The 16,747-nt window shown below is 71.6% G+C and carries 16 protein-coding genes and 1 pseudogene; 9 read left to right on the top strand and 8 right to left on the bottom strand.

The genetic code is table 11. The annotated features are described in order from the left end of the window. Positions 1–41 precede the first annotated feature (41 nt). Positions 42–941 carry a LysR substrate-binding domain-containing protein gene (locus tag ACIF83_RS06570; protein ID WP_393476754.1) on the top strand — a complete coding sequence of 300 codons (900 nt, stop codon included), beginning with the start codon at positions 42–44 and terminating at the stop codon, positions 939–941. Position 942: 1 nt separating this feature from the next. Here ACIF83_RS06570 and ACIF83_RS06565 read toward each other — a convergent pair whose 3' ends face one another. Together ACIF83_RS06565 and ACIF83_RS06560 are read right to left on the bottom strand one after the other, a co-directional pair. Then, the gene (locus ACIF83_RS06565) at positions 943–1,548 is read right to left on the bottom strand and encodes a TetR family transcriptional regulator (RefSeq protein WP_393476756.1); all 606 of its coding nucleotides are present in this window, start codon (positions 1,546–1,548) and stop codon (positions 943–945) included. Next, complete coding sequence (locus ACIF83_RS06560; RefSeq protein ID WP_399723951.1) at positions 1,545–3,038, bottom strand: MDR family MFS transporter; 1,494 nt, start codon at positions 3,036–3,038, stop codon at positions 1,545–1,547. The genes ACIF83_RS06565 and ACIF83_RS06560 overlap by 4 nt, the downstream gene beginning before the upstream one ends. Positions 3,039–3,597: 559 nt before the next feature. On the opposite strand from ACIF83_RS06560, the gene ACIF83_RS06555 reads away from it, so the two are divergent. Further along, on the top strand, positions 3,598–3,972 hold the full coding sequence (locus ACIF83_RS06555; RefSeq protein ID WP_399723948.1) for a tyrosinase cofactor: 375 nt from the start codon (positions 3,598–3,600) through the stop codon (positions 3,970–3,972). 34 nt (positions 3,973–4,006) lie between these two features. Beyond that, positions 4,007–4,828, top strand: a complete 822-nt coding sequence (locus ACIF83_RS06550) for a tyrosinase family protein (RefSeq protein ID WP_399723945.1) — start codon at positions 4,007–4,009, stop codon at positions 4,826–4,828. Here the strand turns inward: ACIF83_RS06550 and ACIF83_RS06545 are convergent, their stop codons facing one another. Together ACIF83_RS06545 and ACIF83_RS06540 are read right to left on the bottom strand one after the other, a co-directional pair. Then, the gene (locus tag ACIF83_RS06545; protein WP_393476764.1) at positions 4,829–5,521 is read right to left on the bottom strand and encodes a ribonuclease H; all 693 of its coding nucleotides are present in this window, start codon (positions 5,519–5,521) and stop codon (positions 4,829–4,831) included. It lies immediately after the preceding gene. A gap of 34 nt (positions 5,522–5,555) precedes the next feature. Then, a complete protein-coding gene (locus ACIF83_RS06540) occupies positions 5,556–6,350 on the bottom strand; it encodes a VOC family protein (RefSeq protein WP_393476767.1) in 795 nt (264 codons plus the stop codon). Between the two features lie 159 nt (positions 6,351–6,509). Between ACIF83_RS06540 and ACIF83_RS06535 the strand changes: the two genes are divergently transcribed. The 5 genes from ACIF83_RS06535 to ACIF83_RS06515 all read left to right on the top strand — a co-directional run bounded on the left by ACIF83_RS06535 (position 6,510) and on the right by ACIF83_RS06515 (position 12,199). Then, positions 6,510–7,535, top strand: coding sequence for a zinc-binding alcohol dehydrogenase family protein (locus tag ACIF83_RS06535; RefSeq protein ID WP_398138226.1), 1,026 nt, complete (start codon positions 6,510–6,512; stop codon positions 7,533–7,535). Between the two features lie 231 nt (positions 7,536–7,766). Then, positions 7,767–9,209, top strand: coding sequence for a family 2B encapsulin nanocompartment shell protein (locus tag ACIF83_RS06530; RefSeq protein ID WP_398138225.1), 1,443 nt, complete (start codon positions 7,767–7,769; stop codon positions 9,207–9,209). Between the two features lie 16 nt (positions 9,210–9,225). Then, positions 9,226–10,278: a family 2 encapsulin nanocompartment cargo protein terpene cyclase gene (locus ACIF83_RS06525; RefSeq protein WP_398138224.1), complete on the top strand. Its 1,053-nt coding sequence runs from the start codon at positions 9,226–9,228 to the stop codon at positions 10,276–10,278. Positions 10,279–10,327: 49 nt separating this feature from the next. Continuing rightward, on the top strand, positions 10,328–11,212 hold the full coding sequence (locus ACIF83_RS06520; protein ID WP_393476779.1) for a geranyl diphosphate 2-C-methyltransferase: 885 nt from the start codon (positions 10,328–10,330) through the stop codon (positions 11,210–11,212). 96 nt (positions 11,213–11,308) lie between these two features. Further along, positions 11,309–12,199: an aminoglycoside phosphotransferase family protein gene (locus tag ACIF83_RS06515; RefSeq protein WP_398138223.1), complete on the top strand. Its 891-nt coding sequence runs from the start codon at positions 11,309–11,311 to the stop codon at positions 12,197–12,199. Between the two features lie 25 nt (positions 12,200–12,224). On the opposite strand, the gene ACIF83_RS06510 is transcribed toward ACIF83_RS06515, so the two are convergent. Then, positions 12,225–12,707, bottom strand: coding sequence for a VOC family protein (locus ACIF83_RS06510; protein WP_393476785.1), 483 nt, complete (start codon positions 12,705–12,707; stop codon positions 12,225–12,227). Between the two features lie 122 nt (positions 12,708–12,829). On the opposite strand from ACIF83_RS06510, the gene ACIF83_RS06505 reads away from it, so the two are divergent. Continuing rightward, a complete protein-coding gene (locus tag ACIF83_RS06505; RefSeq protein WP_398138221.1) occupies positions 12,830–14,035 on the top strand; it encodes an epoxide hydrolase family protein in 1,206 nt (401 codons plus the stop codon). A 19-nt stretch (positions 14,036–14,054) separates the two neighbouring features. Here ACIF83_RS06505 and ACIF83_RS06500 read toward each other — a convergent pair whose 3' ends face one another. The 3 genes and pseudogenes from ACIF83_RS06500 to ACIF83_RS06490 all read right to left on the bottom strand — a co-directional run. After that, a complete protein-coding gene (locus ACIF83_RS06500) occupies positions 14,055–14,540 on the bottom strand; it encodes a helix-turn-helix domain-containing protein (protein ID WP_399723936.1) in 486 nt (161 codons plus the stop codon). A 9-nt stretch (positions 14,541–14,549) separates the two neighbouring features. Then, positions 14,550–15,002, bottom strand: coding sequence for an ATP-binding protein (locus tag ACIF83_RS06495; RefSeq protein ID WP_393476793.1), 453 nt, complete (start codon positions 15,000–15,002; stop codon positions 14,550–14,552). A 398-nt stretch (positions 15,003–15,400) separates the two neighbouring features. Beyond that, positions 15,401–16,747, bottom strand: a pseudogene (locus ACIF83_RS06490) (DUF6777 domain-containing protein); the annotation flags it as partial.

Raw genomic sequence — 16,747 nt, 5'->3', positions numbered from 1 at the left:
AGTGCGTCCAGGAAGGACGCAGACGGCAGTACGCTTGAGGCATGACCGACTCGGCCGCCCACGCGGACCTCGACCTTCGGCTGGTGCGGTACTTCACGGTCGTGGCCGAGCACCGCCACTTCGGCCGCGCCGCGACCGACCTGCACGTCGCCCAGCCGTCCCTGAGCCGTCAAGTGCGGCGGCTGGAGCAGCAGTTGGGTGCCCGGCTGTTCGACCGCACCCCGCAGGGCACCCGGCTCACCGAGGCCGGAGAGGTCTTCCTGCCGCGTGCCAAGGCGCTGTTGCGCGCCGCGGCCCAGGCCGCCGCAGTCGCCCGGGCCGCCGCCGAGCCCAGCCGGATCACCGTCGGCTACACCACCGGCATCTTCGTCACCCCGGCGGTGCGCGACCTGCGGCGCAGGTTTCCGGAGGCCGACGTGCGGACCGCGCATCTGCGCTGGAACGAGGCGCGGGACGCGCTGCTCGACCACCGCGTGGACGCGCTCGTGGCCCGGCTGCCGTTCGTCACCGAGGGCCTGCGGGTGACGGTCCTCTACGACGAACCGCGGATCCTGGTCGTGCCGCTCGACCACCGGCTGGCGGGCAAGGAGTCGGTCACCGTGGACGACATCGCCGACGAACCGCTCCCCCGGGTGCCGGACCGGCTCTGGGACGCGTTCTGGCGGATCGACCCCCGGCCCGACGGCAGCCCGGCCCCGGACGGCCCGTACATCGACGACATCGAGGACAAGTTCGAACTCGTCGCCTCCGGGCAGGCGGTGGCGATCGCGGCGGGCGTCCCCGGCATCAGCATCCGCCCCGGCCTCACCTCGATCCCGCTGCACGGCGTCGAACCGAGCCATGTCGCGCTGGCGACCCGTGCGGGCGACAACGGTCGTCTGCTCGCGGCGTTCCGCAGCTGCGCGGAGGCCCTGCTGACCGGCCCCCGGGCCGACGAGTGACTCAGGTGCCGGGCGTCAGCTGTTCCTGCACGAGGGGGCCGTAGCGGTCGGCGATGGAGTCGATGTCGGTCTCGCGCAGGTGCGGGCCGCGCGCGATGCCGTACATCGCCCCGAGCCCGAGGAGGCCGGCGACGGCGAGTTCGGCGCGCAGGCCCGCGTCGGGGCCGGTGAGCCGGGCGGCGAGGCGTTCGGTCACCTGGGCGCGGAAGTTGGCGCGCAGGATCTCGCCGTGGTCGCCCTGCAGGGGCGCGAATGCGATGCGCACCAACGGGTCGGCGCCTCGCTCGCGCTGGCTGGCCAGCACGTGGCGGACCATGTGGCGGCCCAGCTGCTCCAGGGGCGCGTCCAGCAGATCGTCCGCGTCGGTGTCGAAGGACATCACGCGGGCGAAGAGGGCGTCCTTGTTGCCGAAGTACTTCAGGATCAACGGCGGGCTGACACCGGCCCGTTCGGCGACGGCCTTCAGGGTGATGTCGGCGTGCGCGTGCCGGGCCAGCAGGTAGCGGGCGGCCTTGAGGATGACCGCCTTGGTGGCCTCGGCGTCGCGGCGCGCGGGGGCTTCCGGGGCGGGCGCTCGGGGGCCGGATGGAGTGCTCACGGCACTCATGCTCCCTCCATCGCCCCGTCGCGCGCGCCCCGGGTCGCTCCCCCGGCGCGCCGGGTGTCGTCGCAGGGCCCGTCGCCCGGGATGGACAGGGCCGCGGCGCAGGCAACCAGGGCGATGGCCCCGGCCATCGTGAACGCCAGCAGATAGCCGTGCAGTGTGGGCACCGGAACGCCGCCGACGGGGCTGCTGTGGTGGACGAGGACGGCTGCGACGGCGGCGCTGGAGACGGCCTGGCCGATGGTGCGCATGAGGACGTTGACGCCGTTGGCGGAGGCGGTCTGGGCGGCCGGGACGGCCCGCAGGATCAGGGTCGGGAGTGCGGAGTAGGCGAGGGTGGTGCCGGTCGCCACCACCGTGGCACCGAGGATGATCATCCACAGGTCGCGGCTGTCGGCGATGCGGACCGCGTAGCCGCAGGCGATGACGGCGGCGCCGAGGGCGAGGGTGACGCGTGGGCCGCGCGCGGCGGAGATACGGGCGGACACGGGCGAGAAGAGCAGCATGGTGACGCCGCCGGGCAGCAGGCACAGGCCGGTGGCGACGATGGGCAGCCCGAGGCCGTAGCCCGTGGCCTTCGGGGCCTGCACCAGCTGGGCGGTCACGAGCGAGTTGGCGTAGAAGGCGAAGCCGGTCAGCAGGGCCGCCACATGGGACAGGCCCACCCGCGGCCGGGTGACCAGGCGCAGGTCGACCAGCGGTCGCTCGGCGCGCAGCTGCTGCCACCACCACAGGGCGAGGACGGCGACGGCCGCGAGGAACAGCGCGAGGATCCGGGGGCTGCCCCAGCCCCACTGGCCGCCCTGGGAGACGCCCAGCAGCAGGCACACCAGTCCCGCGGCCAGGCCCAGCGTGCCGAGGACGTCGAAGCGGCCGGGTTCGCGCACCGGCGACTCCCTGACCGCCCACCAGGTGGCCGCCACGCCGAGTGCGCCCAGGGCGCTGGTCAGCCAGAACATGGTGTGCCAGTTGGCGTACTGGACGACCAGCGCGGCGAGCGGCAGGCCGAGGGCGGCGCCGATGCCGACCGTGGAACTCATCAGCGCCACCGCCGAGCCCCGGCGCTCCGGCGGGAGTTCGTCGCGCAGGATGCTGATCGAGAGCGGGACGACGGAAGCGGCGGCGCCCTGGAGGGCGCGGGCCGCGATGAGCACGCCGATGTCGGAGGACAGGGCGCACATCACCGAGCCGACGGTCATCAGGCCGAGCGCGGCGGTGAGCACCCGGCGCTTGCCGTACATGTCGCCGGCCCGGCCGAGCACGGGGGTGAGCACCGCCCCGGACAGCAGGGTCGCGGTGACCATCCAGGACACGGCGGCCGCCGAGGCGTGGGTCAGCCGTGGCAGGTCGGGCAGGAGCGGTACGACCACGGTCTGCATGACGGCCATGAGAATGCCGCCCGACGCGAGCACCGGGATGGTGAGGCGGTCCCGCAGCCGGGGCGCCGCGGTGGACGTGCCGGGTGGCTGGGGTATCGGGACGGGGTGGTCCATGGGCGCTCCTGTGAACGGCTCGGACTGCTCGGTGAATAAGAATTCACTTTATCGAGTGAATGGTCATTCACCCAAGATTTCACCCCGCACTCAGCCCGCCCGCCAGGCCAGGTTTGCTCTCCGGCGCGCCCGGGTGGTCGCGCATGGAGTGGTCGCGGACACCGCCGGAGGCGGGTGCGCAGGGGCCGACGGCCGGCCCCTCGGCCCGGTCGCCGCATGCGACTGCGTCGGCGTCGCCCCGGGAGGCAGCGGAGCACGCTGGTTCCGGTGCGCCGTCGACCGGCTTCCGGATCACGTCAGTCTGGCGCGGTGACCCGCGCCACTCGGGCACACCACGGGCGAGAAGGATCACCGGATTCCCGGACGCCCCGGCAAGGAATTCCCCGTTCCGCGACAGAAGAGCCCATCACCGCAGTAAGATCATCTTGATTCAATCTTCTACGACATGTGGTTAATTGTCCGGATCACAGCCAACCGGTTCCGGGCGATTTCTTCCCCTCCTGAACCGCCCGGTAGGCATGCGGAGTCACCACTCGAACTCCCCCACAGGAGGACACGCATGCCCGAAATCACCCGGCGCCGCGCGCTCACCGCGGCGGCCGCCCTGGCCGCCACGGCCTCGGCCGCCACGCTCGTCGCACCCGGCGCCCGGGCCGCCGAACACCAGCACGGCGCACCGGATTCCTTCGACGAGGTCTACAAGGGCCGCCGGATACAGGGCCGTCCGTCGAGCATGGGCGGTCACCACCACGAACACGGCGGCGGCTACTCCGTGTTCGTCGACGGGGTGGAACTGCACGTGATGCGGAACGCGGACGGCAGCTGGATCAGCGTCGTCAGCCACTACGACCCGGTGCCCACGCCGCGCGCCGCCGCCCGTGCCGCGGTGGACGAGCTGCAGGGCGCCCCGCTGCTGTCGTTCCCCGCCAACTGACCGCCCCCGCAAGGACATCCGGAGCACCACGCACATGACCGTTCGCAAGAACCAGGCCACTCTGACCGCCGACGAGAAGCGCCGCTTCGTCAACGCCGTCCTCGAACTCAAGCGCAACGGGCGCTACGACGAATTCGTCCGCACGCACAACGGCTTCATCATGGCCGACACCGACAGCGGTGAACGGACCGGCCACCGCTCCCCGTCCTTCCTGCCCTGGCACCGCAGATTCCTGCTCGACTTCGAGCAGGCCCTGCAGGCGGTCGACTCCTCGGTCGCCCTGCCCTACTGGGACTGGAGCACCGACCGCACGGTGCGCGCCTCGCTGTGGGCGCCGGACTTCCTCGGCGGCACCGGGCGCAGCAGTGACGGCCGGGTGATGGACGGCCCGTTCGCCGGGTCCACCGGCAACTGGCCGATGAGCGTCCGCGTGGACGGCCGTACGTTCCTGCGCCGCTCGCTCGGTACGGCCGTGCGCGAGCTGCCGACGGGCGCGGAGGTGGAGTCCGTGCTGGCCATGGCGACGTACGACATGGCGCCCTACAACAGCTCCTCCGACGGCTTCCGCAACAACCTCGAGGGCTGGCGCGGGGTCAATCTGCACAACCGGGTCCACGTGTGGGTCGGCGGGCAGATGGCCACCGGGGTCTCCCCCAACGACCCGGTGTTCTGGCTGCACCACGCCTACGTCGACAAGCTGTGGGCCGAATGGCAGCGCCGGCACCCGGATGCCGGCTACGTACCGACCGGCGGGACGCCCGACGTCATCGACCTGAACGACACGATGAAGCCGTGGAACGACGTGCGCCCGTCGGACCTGCTGGACCACACGAAGTTCTACACCTTCGACAGCTGATCAGGCCTCGGCGGTACGGCACTCCGGGTGTCCCCAGCCCTGCGTGTTCTTGGCGATGGACTCGCCGGCCGCGTAGCTGCGGCCGCACAGGCAGCGGCCGGGGAACTTCGCCTTGATGGTGCGCGAGGACGCTCCGCCGGCGGTCCGGCGGGGCGCCTTGCGGCGCGGGGCGGCCGCCTTGGGCGTGTCGGGCGACGGCGGCGGCTCAGCGGAGCCGAGGGCGCTGCCGGCCTCTTCCTGGACGGAGGCGGCCTGGCTGGCGGCGCGGTCGGCGAAGTCGTTGAGCGGGTCGCCGTCGACCTGGTGGGCGGGAACGTAGCGGAACTCGACGGAGCGGCCGTCGAGCAGCTCGTCGATACGGACCACCAGCTCCTGGTTGGCGACCGGCTTGCCGGCCGCGGTCTTCCAGCCGTTGCGCTTCCAGCCGGGCAGCCAGGTGGTGACCGCCTTCATCGCGTACTGGGAGTCCATGCGGATCTCCAGCGGCACGTCCGGGTCGACGGCCGCCAGCAGGCGCTCCAGCGCGGTCAGTTCGGCGACGTTGTTGGTGGCCCGGCCGAGCGGGCCCGCCTCCCAGCGGGCGGGGGTCCGCTCGTCGTCCGAGACCACCCATGCCCATCCGGCCGGTCCGGGGTTTCCCTTCGAAGCCCCGTCGCACGCGGCCACCACACGTTCACGCATGCGGCCGATCATGCCATGACCGCGCCCGTCACCGCTCCGGGCCTGGTCACACGTCCTGGAAGCTGGGCCTGTCGCCCTCGGTGGTCGTGGTGTCGATCACGGAGAAGTTCGCGCCCTGCGGGTCGCTGAGTGCCGCGAAGCGGCCGAACGGGCTGCCCATGGGCCCGAAGCGCAGAATGCCGCCCAGCTTGGTGGCCCGGGCCACGGCCGCGTCGCAGTCGTCGACGCCGAAGTACACGTTGATGTACGACGGGACCTCGGGCGGGAACTCGTCGGTCATTCGCATCCGGCCCAGGACCGTGTCGTCGCCGAGGTTGAAGACACGGAAGTCGACCCCGTCGTCCTCGAGCTGCTTCGCCGCGTACGGGAAGACGGCCGTGAGGAACGTGTCCGTTTTATCGGGGTCGCGGGTGAAGACCTCGGCCCAGTTGTAGGCACCTGGCACCGCCGTCGCCTCGAAGCCCTCGTGGACGCCCGCCTGCCACACACCGAACACGGCACCGCTGGGCTCAAGAGCCAGGCACATCGTGCCGAACTCGCCGACCTGCATCGGCTCCATCAGCACCTCGCCACCGTTGTCCCGGATCCGGGCCGCGGTGGCGGCGGCGTCCGGCGACGCGAAGTACAGGCACCACTGCGACTGCCCCTCCTGGCCGGACATCGGCGGTACGACGGCGGCCACCGCCTTGCCGTTCGCATAGGCCTGTGTGTAGTTGCCGTACTCCGACGACGCCTCGCCGAAGGTCCAGCCGAGGACCTCGCCGTAGAAGCTCTTGGCGCCCTCGATGTCGGTGAACATCGCGTCGGCCCAGCAGGGCGTTCCTTCAGGTTGCACGGCCATGGTCGCGGCCCTCTCCGATGAGGCGGATTGTCCCGATTCTCACGCTAGTCATCCCTGGGTCGGCCCGCGCGCCGAACGGGTGAAACTGCCCGACACTGGACGAGGGGGACGAGGGAGACGGCGGGCTTCGGCGAGACGGGGCGCGGAATGTCGGAGTTGATGGCGACGGCAGGGACCGCACGCGCGTGGTCGGTGACCCGGCCCGGGCCGGTGGAGGAGGATCCCCTCCGGTTCGTCGAGCGGCCGGTGCCCGTGCCCGGGGACGACGAGCTGCTGGTCCACGTGCGCGTCTGCGGCGTGTGCCGCACCGATCTGCACGTCACCGAGGGGGACCTGCCGGTGCACCGGCAGGAGGTGACCCCCGGGCACGAGGTGGTGGGCGTGGTCGCCGGGTTCGGAGCGGGTGTCGAGGGCTTCGCCGTGGGCGACCGGGTGGGCGTGGCCTGGCTGCGGCACACCGACGGCGCGTGCGCGTACTGCCTGCGGGGCGCCGAGAACCTCTGCCCGCGGTCCCGGTACACCGGCTGGGACGCCGACGGCGGTTACGCCGAGTACACGACCGTGCCGGCGGACTTCGCCTACCGGCTGCCGGGCACTCTGGACGACGTGTCACTGGCGCCGCTGCTGTGCGCCGGGATCATCGGCTACCGCGCGCTGCGACGCGCCTCGCTGCCGCCGCGCGGCCGGCTCGGGCTGTACGGGTTCGGGGGCAGCGCCCACCTGTGCGCGCAGGTGGCCATCGCCGAGGGCGCCACCGTGCACGTCCTCACGCGCGGCGCGGCCGCCCGGCAGCTGGCCCTCGAACTGGGCGCCGCCTCGGCGCGCGACGCGTACGACCTGCCGCCGGAACCCCTGGACAGCGCGATCCTGTTCGCCCCGGTCGGCGACCTCGTGCCGGTCGCTCTGCGGGCGCTGGACCGCGGCGGAGTGCTGTCCGTGGCGGGCATCCACCTGAGCGACGTACCGCCACTGCACTACGAGAGCGACCTCTTCTACGAGAAGGAACTGCGCAGCGTCACCTCCAACACGCGCGCGGACGGCCGCGAGTTCCTGGAGAAGGCCGCGCTGCACAAAGTCCGTGCGACGACGCACACGTATCCCCTGTCGCAGGCGCCACAGGCCCTGAAGGACCTCAAGGCCGGGCGCTTCGACGGGGCAGCGGTGCTGGTGAATGATCTTTCCTGAACGCAAACGTGAGGATTCACCGCGTGCGGAGGCAGAGTTCCGGCGCATGATCACGAACACCGCCTCGCAACGCCCTCACCGGCGGGTTTGCACCACTCGTTGATCAAAAGCGCCCCCTTCGCGCGGTACCCGAAGATCACGCGTCCTGTTTGGCTGGTCGGAGCGCACCGGCACCCCGTGCACCAACGACCGATCCCCATCACCCCCGTTCGCCTCTCCGCAGGAGGGAATGTGTCCACTCCGGACATCGCCACCGGTTCCGCAGTCGACGAACCCGATCCCGGGCTCCCGGCCGACGGGCAGCTCACCAGCCTGAGCACGCGGGCGGCCCGCAACCTCGCCACCACGACCAAGTCCGAACCACAGATGCAGGCCATCACCTCGCGATGGCTGCTGAAGACCCTGCCGTGGGTGGACGTCAAGGGCGGCACGTACCGGGTCAACCGCCGTCTGCAGCTGCGTACCGGGCGCGGGCGCGTGCACTTCGAGCAGAACGGCGCGGACGACATCCGGGTCGTTCCCGAGACGCTGACCGAGCTGCCGATCCTGCGCGGCTACCCCGACCTTGACGTGCTGCGGGAGATGGCCACCCGCTTCCAGCCCCGGGAGGTGCGCCCGGGCCAGGTGCTGTTCGAGGCCGGGCAGCCGGTCACGGAGGCGTACCTGGTGGTGCACGGCCGCTTCACCCGGTTCGCGGCCGGCAAGTACGGCGAGGAGGAGATCGTCGGGGTCGTCACGGACGGCGACCAGATGGGCGACGAGGCGGTCGGTCAGTCCGACCCGCTGTGGCTCACCTCGGTGCGGGCCGAGACGGCGGGCGTGGTGCTGGCGCTGCCCTGGGACGTCGTCCGGGAGTTCACCGAGCGGGTGCCGTCCCTCGCCGCCCATCTCCACGCGTACGTCGAGCAGCAGCGCAGGCCGATGAACCGCAAGGGCGAGGCGGAGGTCCCGGTGCAGGCCGGCCACGTCGGCGAGCAGACGCTGCCCGGCGGCTTCGTGGACTACGAACTCGCCCCCCGCGAATACGAGTTGTCGCTCACCCAGACCGTGCTGCGGGTCCACACCAGGGTCGCCGACCTCTACAACAACCCGATGGACCAGACCCAGCAGCAGCTGCGTCTCACGGTCGAGGAGATCCGTGAGCGGCAGGAGTGGGAGCTGGTCAACAACCGGGAGTTCGGGCTGCTGCACAACATCGACTACGGCCAGCGGATCAGCTCCTTCACCGGGCCGCCGACGCCCGACGACATGGACGAGCTGCTCTCCATGCGCCGCAAGACCAAGGTGTTCCTGGCACATCCGAAGGCGATCGCGGCCTTCTTCCGGCAGTGCAACCGACGCGGTCTGGTGCCCGCCTCCGCGAACATCGACGGGCACGAGATCCCGGCCTGGCGCGGTGTCCCGATCTATCCGTGCAGCAAGATCCCGATCAGCGACGACCACACCACCAGCATCATCGCGCTGCGCACCGGCGAGGCCGACCAGGGCGTCATCGGCCTCTACCAGACCGGTATCCCGGAGGAGTTCCAGCCGGGCCTGAACGTCCGCTTCATGGGTATCGACACCGCCGCCATCATCAAGTACCTCGTCACCGCCTACTACTCGCTGGCCATCCTGGTTCCCGACGCCGCGGGGATCCTGGAGAACGTCCAGCTCGGCCGGACCGCCGACTGACGGCCTGGAGCACGCCATGAGCACACCCACCCACACCTACGCACTGCCCGGGCCGCCGAACATCGCCCAGAGCATGCGCCGTCCGCGGCGCACCGGGGTGATCCCCGGACTGCACCACCGGCCGGCCGTTCCCGCCGACCCGGAGAAGGCCGCCGAGATCGACCGCCGGCTCGAGACCTGGGCCCGCGACCTGGATCTGTTTCCCGAGGCCTGGACCGGGGACTTCTCGGACTTCCAGTTCGGCCGAGCCGTCGTACTCCAGCATCCGGGCGCCCTCGACCTGGACCGCCTCACCGCCGCGGGCAAGCTGTTGCTCGCCGAGAACATCGTCGACTCCTGCTACTGCGAGGAGGACGAGGGCCGGGGCGGATCGCGGCGCGGTCTGGGCGGCCCGCTGATCATCGCCCAGTCGGCGCTCGACCCCTTCCACGGCATCCCGGAGCTGGAGGAGGAGTGGCGCGAGGGCATCCGGGCCGACGGTCCGCTGCGCTCGTACCACTTCGCCCTCGCGGACTACGCGGCCATCGCCACGCCCAGCCAGACCGACCGGTTCGTGCACGACATGGCCCGGCTGCACATGGGCTACCTGGGCGAGGCCGCCTGGATGGAGACCAAGTACGTGCCGCGGGTCTGGGAGTACCTGGTGATGCGGCAGTTCAACAACTTCCGCCCCTGTCTGTCGCTCGTCGACGCGGTGGACGGCTACGAACTGCCCGAGCAGGTCTACGCCCGGCCGGAGATCCAGCGGATCACCGCTCTCGCGTGCAACGCGACCACCATCATGAACGACCTGTACTCCTTCACCAAGGAGCTGGCGAGCGATCCGGACCACCTCAATCTGCCCCAGGTGGTCGCCGCCAACGACCGGCGCGGCCTGAAGGCGGCCTATCTGAGGTCCGTCGAGATCCACAACCGGATCATGGAGGCCTTCGAGGAGGAGTCCGCCCTCCTGTCCGCCACCTCGCCCCTCGTCGAGCGCTACGCCCAGGGGCTGTCCGCCTGGGTCGCCGGCAACCACGAGTGGCACTCCACCAACTCCACCCGCTACCACCTTCCCGACTACTGGTGATCCCACCAGTTCGCTGAAACACCGTCAGACGCACTTCGAGGAGTCACTGTTGACCACCGCCCCTGTCGCCCGGAAGACCCCCACGTCAGCTCCGGTGCCGACCCAGTCCACGTACCAGACCCGTGTCGCGGACTACTGGAACGCCGAGGAGAACCCGGTCAACCTCGAACTCGGAAAGATCGACGACCTGTACCACCACCACTACGGCATCGGGGACGCCGACTGGTCGGTACTCGACGAGCCCGACCCGGATCTGCGCAAGACGCGGGTGACCGGTGAACTGCACCGTCTCGAGCACGCCCAGGCCGAGCTGCTGGCCACCCACCTCGGCCCGCTCACCCCCGCCGACCGCGTCTTCGACGCCGGCTGCGGCCGGGGCGGCGGCAGCGTGGTGGCGAACCTGCGCCACGGCTGCCACTCCGACGGTGTCACGATCTCCGCCAAGCAGGCCGACTTCGCCAACGAGATGGCCCGCAAGCGGGGCATCGACGGCAAGGTGCGCTACCACCACCGCAACATGCTCGACACCGGCTTCGAGTCGGGCGCGTACGCCGCGTCGTGGAACAACGAGTCCACCATGTACGTCGAGCTGGACCTGTTGTTCGCCGAGCACGCCCGGCTGCTGCGCCGCGGCGGACGGTACGTGGTGATCACCGGCTGCTACAACGACACCTACGGGCAGGCCTCGCGCGAGGTGTCCCTGATCAACGCGCACTACATCTGCGACATCCACCCGAGGTCGGAGTACTTCCGCGCGATGGCCCGCAACCGGCTGGTGCCGGTGCACGTCGAGGACCTGACGCAGGCCACCATCCCCTACTGGGAACTGCGCAAGGAGGCGGACCACCTGGTCACGGGCATCGAGGACACCTTCCTGTCCGCGTACCGCAACGGCAGCTTCCAGTACCTGCTGATCGTGGCCGACCGGGTCTGATCCCGGCGGCCCGACGGGCGGGGGCGGTGTCCGACGACGCCGCCCCTCGGTATTTCGCTCGACAGGGGGACGCGCCGGGCCCTTGGATGGGGCCCCATGTGTGCGGTGAAGATGCACGAGGACGAGGTCGGGACCGACGCTGCGCTGGTCCGGCGGATGGTCGCACGGCAGTTCCCCGCCTGGGCGTCGCTGCCCGTCCGGCGTCTGGAGTCCTCCGGTACCGAGAACGCGATGTTCCGTCTGGGGACGGAACTGGTGGTGCGGCTGCCCCGGCATCCCGGCGCCGTGGCCGACGTGGTGCACGAGCAGCGCTGGCTGCCCCTCCTCGGGTCGCGCGTTCCGGTGGCCACGCCCGAGCCGGCCGGGCTCGGCGAGCCGGACGAGGACTTTCCGTGGCCCTGGTCGGTGTACCGCTGGCTGGACGGCCGCAACCCGGTCGCGGGTGCCGTCGAGGCGCCGGAGCGGCTGGCCGAGGAGCTGGGGGCGTTCGTGGCCGCGCTGCGCCGGACCGACCTCCGGGACGGGCCGTCCGCCGGCCGGGGTGTCCCGCTCGCGACCCGCGACGAACCGACCCGTGCGGCCCTGGAGCAGCTCACCGGCAGGATCGACACCGACACGGTGACCACCCTGTGGGAGCGTGCGCTGCGCGCCCCGGAGCACGGCGGGCCAGCGGCCTGGATGCACGGCGATCTGTCCCCCGGGAACGTCCTGGTGGCCGACGGGCGGCTGAGCGCGGTGATCGACTTCGGCTGTGCCGGGGTCGGTGATCCCGCCGTGGACCTGATCGTGGCCTGGAACCTGCTGCCCGCGACCGCCCGCGACACCTTCCGCAAGACCGTGGGCGCCGACGACGCCGAGTGGGCGCGCGGGCGGGGCTGGGCGCTGTCGATCTCGCTGATCCAGCTGCCGTACTACTGGCACACCAACCCGGTGCTCGCGGAGAACTCCCGGCATGTGATCGCCGAGATCCTCGCCGAGGCAGGGTAGCGGCCCAGTCCGCCGTGGGACCGGCCTACTCGCCCGCGTACGCCTTGTCCAGCTCGGCGATGTCGAGCTTGCCCATGCTCAGCATGGCGCGGCTGGTGCGGCTCGCCTTCTCCGGGTCCGGGTCGCCGATCATGTCGATCAGGCGGTCGGGGACGACCTGCCAGGAGACGCCGTACCGGTCCTTGAGCCAGCCGCAGGGGCCGCCCTCGCCGCCGTTCTCGGTGAGCCGGTTCCAGTAGTAGTCGATCTCCTGCTGGTCGGCGCAGAAGATCTGGAACGAGATCGCCTCGTTGAACGTGAACTGGGGGCCGCCGTTGAGCGCGACGAACTTGTGGCCGTTGGCCGTGAACTCCACGGCCACCACGGAACCGGCCGGTCCGGGCCCGGCCTCGGTGAAGCGGCCGACGCGGCCGACGCTGGAGTTCTTGAAGATCGACACGTAGTAGTCGGCGGCCTCCTCGGCCTGGCCGTCGAACCAGAGACACGTGGTGAATCCGTCGGTGGTCATGCGCACCTCCTGGAGCGTGGAACACGGTCATGTGTATCGACCGGCCCACGCCCCGAAACTCATCGGCCGGCCACCGGCCGGCTTGCCGGGGACACGGCCCGCCGGGTACTAGCATCCGGGCCATGACGTCTGCGTCCGCCGAGACCATCCGGCCGTTTCGACTGTCGGTCCCGCAGAGCGATCTGGACGACCTGTACGACCGCCTCGACCGCACCCGCTGGCCGGCCGAGTTGCCGGGGGCGGGCTGGGAGTACGGCGTTCCCGGCGGCTATCTGCGGGATCTGGCCCGGTACTGGCGGCACGAGTACGACTGGCGGGCCGCCGAGGCGCAGCTGAACGAGTGGCCGCAGTTCACCACCACCGTGGACGGGGCGCACGTCCACTTCGCCCATGTGCGCTCCGCCGAGCCGGACGCGACCCCGCTGATCCTGACCCACGGCTGGCCGGGGTCGATCGTCGAGTTCCTGGACGTCGTCGGGCCGCTCACCGACCCGGTGGCGCACGGCGGCGAGGCCGCCGACGCGTTCCATGTCGTGGTGCCGGGCCTCCCGGGCTTCGGTCTCTCCGGGCCCACCACGCAGCCCGGCTGGGAGGCGGCCCGGGTCGCCGACGCCTGGGCGGAGCTGATGCGGCGGCTCGGCTACGAGCGCTTCGGCGCACACGGCGGCGACTGGGGCGCGGTCGTCTCCCGCGAGCTGGGCCGCGCCCGTCCCGACCGGGTGATCGGCGTCCACCTCACCCTGCTGCCGGGCGCCCAGGCCGCCACCGAGCCCGGCGCCGAGGAACTGAGCGGGCTCGGCGCGCACGAACGGGAGAACACCCTCGCCTCGTGGCGGCGGTGGGCGCAGTGGTCGCGCGAGGGCACGGGCTACGCCGTCCTGCAGGCCACCCGGCCGCACACCCTGGCGTACGCGTTGACGGACTCGCCGGTAGGTCAACTCGCCTGGATCGTCGAGAAGTTCCGGGAGTGGACCGACTCCGAGGAGGTGCCGGAGGAGGCCGTGGACCGGGACCGGCTGCTGACGAACGTCATACTGTACTGGCTGACCGGCACGGCCGGTTCGTCCGCGCGCATCTACTACGAGCGGGCCCATGCGCGCGGCCGGACCACCCGGCCCGCCGAGCCGTCCACGGTGCCGACCGCCCTCGCCCTGTTCCCGGCCGAGCCCCAGATCCCGCTGCGTCACAAGGCGGACCGGACCGAGAACATCGTGCGCTGGACGCAGTTCGACCGGGGCGGGCACTTCGCGGCCCTGGAGGAACCGGACCTGCTGGCCGCCGACCTCCGGGCCTTCTTCCGGCAGCTGCGCGAGAAGGGCATCGGCTGAGCGGACCGGGGCCCGCGCCTCAGGCCACCAGGCACAACCCGTTGTACGGCTGGTACGGGCGCTGCGGCACCGCGGCCGTACGGCGGCCCGCGGCGGAGTGCCGGGTCAGTTCGCCCTGCGCGAGCGACAGCAGGTCGCCGAGGCCCAGGCCGAGCGCGCGGGCGGCCGCCGCGAGGACCTCGGAGGAGGCCTCCTTGCGGCCGCGCTCGATCTCGGAGAGATAGGGCAGGGAGATCCGGGCCTCGTCGGCCACGTCCCGGAGCGTGCGCTCCTGCGCCAGCCGCTCACGGCGCAGCACCTCACCGACCAGATCGCGCCACAGGGGCTCCCTGGGCGCGGGCTCCGGAGCGTCCGTCCGGACCGGCTGGGGACGGGCGGGTTCCGTCCGGATCGCCTCGTTCCGGTTCGACTCGGTCCGGTTCGACTCGGTCCGGTTCGACTCGGTCCGGTTCGGCTCCGCGCGGAGCGGGATCACACGGGCTTCGTTGCTCACCTGGTTGCTCACCCCCTCACCCTAGGGCCCGAGTTCCACCCGCGCGCACACGCGCTTGCCGACCGGCACGCGTTCCACGGTCACCTGCGCGGCCAGGGCGTGCACGATCTCCAGACCGTGCCGGCCGACGCGCTCGGGGTCCTTCGGGAACAGGCGGGGCAGGGCCGAGCTGCTGTCGTACACCACCACCGTGACGGCGGTGTCCGTGCCCTCCAGCTCCAGGATGTACGGGCCGCTGCTGTGCCGGTCCGCGTTGGTGACCAGCTCGCTCACGACGAGGAGCAGCTCGCCGTCGGCCCGGCTGTCGATGGTGGCGCACCACTCGGTCCTCAGCTGCTGCAGGAACTGGGCCGCGAAGGCCCGTGCGTCGCCGATGCATCCGGGTTCGCCGGTGTAGTGCGCCGCGCGTCGCAGCGGCTCCACGGGTACGTCGAAACCAGTCGGTATCACTGCCCCGCCCAGGTATTCGGTCATGCGTGTCTCTCCCGGAGGCCCGATCCGGCCGTTCAGTGTTGCACCAGTCCTCGTACCCAGAGCCGGGCCCGGCAGTCCCCCGGTGCGTTCACCGACCGCGCACAGCGAGCTTTGTCACAGCCGCCGGGGCGGGACTGTGGGGCCGCTCACGTAGCCGGGGCGTTCTCGGCCGGGGAGTTCTCGGCGGGCGGGCTCTCGGCCGGAGAGTTCTCGGCGGGCGAGTTCTGGGCCGACGGCTGCTCCTGAGCACTGGACTTCTCCGCCGACGGCTGGGTCTTCGGGGACTCACCCTGGCTGGACGGGGGCTCCGACACGGATGACTTCGAGGACGGCGCTCCCGAAGTGGAGCTCTCCGTCTTCGGGGACTCCGAAGACGGAGACTCGGAGGTCGGTGACTCCGAAGACGGAGACTTCGACGACGGGGACTCGGAGGTCGGTGATTCCGAGGACGGGGACTTCGACGACGGGGACTCCGAAGACGGGGACTCCGAAGACGGCGACTCCGACGAGGGCGACTCCGAAGACGGCGAGGGCGACTCGGACGACGGCGACGTCGGTGACGACGACGGCGAGGGCGACTCGGAGCTGGGCGAAGCCGATGTCGAGGACGACGAAGAAGAGGGCGAAGGAGACGAAGGCGACGAGGGCGAGGGGGACAAGGAGGACAGGAAGAACGAGGACGAGTTCGAGGGGCTGGTCGAAGTCGGCATCGGCGTCGGCGGGACGCTCCAGGGGTGGGTGTCGCGGGGCGGCTTGGTGTGCTGGTCGTGGCGGCCGGTGTCATCGCCGCGCTGGCGGTGGAACCAGTCGCCGTGGTGGGGGTCGTAGACCACGAAGACGTTGACGACCACGATGGTGGGCCGCACCACGATGACGTTCGCGGGGTGGTACGACGCCCAGTGGTCGCCCGTCTGCCGTGTCGTGGTGCGCTGGGCGACCGGCGGGGCCAGCGGGTTGCCGCAGGCGCAACGCGCCCGGGGCACGCCGTGTCCGTCGACCAGAACGGCGGTGCCCGACTGGAGGACGGCCTGGTAGGGGCTGGCGGAGCCGTTGCGGTAGCCGTGGTTGGTGACGCGGGTGTCGGCACGCAGCGTCACGGGGGTGAGCGAGCGCAGGTAGCTGGGGACGGCGGAGGGCTGGACGCCGACCGCTGCCGCGTACGCGCGGTTCTTGGCCGGGTCGGCCTGCAGGGCCCTGATCTGCTTCCCGACGTCACAGCTGGGGCGGCTCTGGACACCGCTGTAGAGGCCCGGCGCACCGCCGTCGACCACGCGCACCTGGTTGACGTGTGCGGGTGCGGAGGTGGTCGCCCGGGAGGTGTTGGCCGGGGCGGAGGTCTTCGGCGGGGAGGTCTTCGGCGGGGCGGAGGTGTTGGCCGGGGCGGAGGTCTTCGGCGGGGCGGAGGTCTTCGGCGGGGCGGAACTCTCCGTCACGGTCGACTCCGTGAAGGGGTCCGGGCCGGTCTTGCTCGCGGCCTGCAGGAAGACCTCGCCGCTCTGCGCGGTGCCTCCGCCGCCGGGGCGGGTGAGGACCAACGCCACCACGACCGCGGCTACCACGACGCCGGTGAGGGCGGCCACGCGCGGGGCGGACCTCCACCACGGCCGGTGCGGTCCACCGGCCCCTGCCCCGGAGCCTCCGCCGGGTGGTGGTTCGGGCGGTCCGGAGGGGGGCTGGGAGGGTCCCGAGAGCGGGCCGGAGGGCGGTCCCGTCGGGCGGCCGGATGACGGAGGTTCGACGCTCAC

This window comes from Streptomyces sp. NPDC085866 (assembly GCF_044541035.1).
Taxonomy (GTDB): domain Bacteria; phylum Actinomycetota; class Actinomycetes; order Streptomycetales; family Streptomycetaceae; genus Streptomyces.
This window is presented reverse-complemented; position numbering and strand designations above follow the sequence as displayed.

What these genes read in the sequence shown, in the direction of transcription:
- ACIF83_RS06570 (WP_393476754.1), top strand. Translation starts at nt 42, where the DNA reads ATGACCGACTCGGCCGCCCACGCGGACCTCGACCTTCGGCTGGTGCGG.
- ACIF83_RS06565 (WP_393476756.1), bottom strand. Translation starts at nt 1,548, where the DNA reads ATGAGTGCCGTGAGCACTCCATCCGGCCCCCGAGCGCCCGCCCCGGAA.
- ACIF83_RS06560 (WP_399723951.1), bottom strand. Translation starts at nt 3,038, where the DNA reads ATGGACCACCCCGTCCCGATACCCCAGCCACCCGGCACGTCCACCGCG.
- ACIF83_RS06555 (WP_399723948.1), top strand. Translation starts at nt 3,598, where the DNA reads ATGCCCGAAATCACCCGGCGCCGCGCGCTCACCGCGGCGGCCGCCCTG.
- ACIF83_RS06550 (WP_399723945.1), top strand. Translation starts at nt 4,007, where the DNA reads ATGACCGTTCGCAAGAACCAGGCCACTCTGACCGCCGACGAGAAGCGC.
- ACIF83_RS06545 (WP_393476764.1), bottom strand. Translation starts at nt 5,521, where the DNA reads ATGATCGGCCGCATGCGTGAACGTGTGGTGGCCGCGTGCGACGGGGCT.
- ACIF83_RS06540 (WP_393476767.1), bottom strand. Translation starts at nt 6,350, where the DNA reads ATGGCCGTGCAACCTGAAGGAACGCCCTGCTGGGCCGACGCGATGTTC.
- ACIF83_RS06535 (WP_398138226.1), top strand. Translation starts at nt 6,510, where the DNA reads ATGGCGACGGCAGGGACCGCACGCGCGTGGTCGGTGACCCGGCCCGGG.
- ACIF83_RS06525 (WP_398138224.1), top strand. Translation starts at nt 9,226, where the DNA reads ATGAGCACACCCACCCACACCTACGCACTGCCCGGGCCGCCGAACATC.
- ACIF83_RS06515 (WP_398138223.1), top strand. Translation starts at nt 11,309, where the DNA reads ATGTGTGCGGTGAAGATGCACGAGGACGAGGTCGGGACCGACGCTGCG.
- ACIF83_RS06510 (WP_393476785.1), bottom strand. Translation starts at nt 12,707, where the DNA reads ATGACCACCGACGGATTCACCACGTGTCTCTGGTTCGACGGCCAGGCC.
- ACIF83_RS06505 (WP_398138221.1), top strand. Translation starts at nt 12,830, where the DNA reads ATGACGTCTGCGTCCGCCGAGACCATCCGGCCGTTTCGACTGTCGGTC.
- ACIF83_RS06495 (WP_393476793.1), bottom strand. Translation starts at nt 15,002, where the DNA reads ATGACCGAATACCTGGGCGGGGCAGTGATACCGACTGGTTTCGACGTA.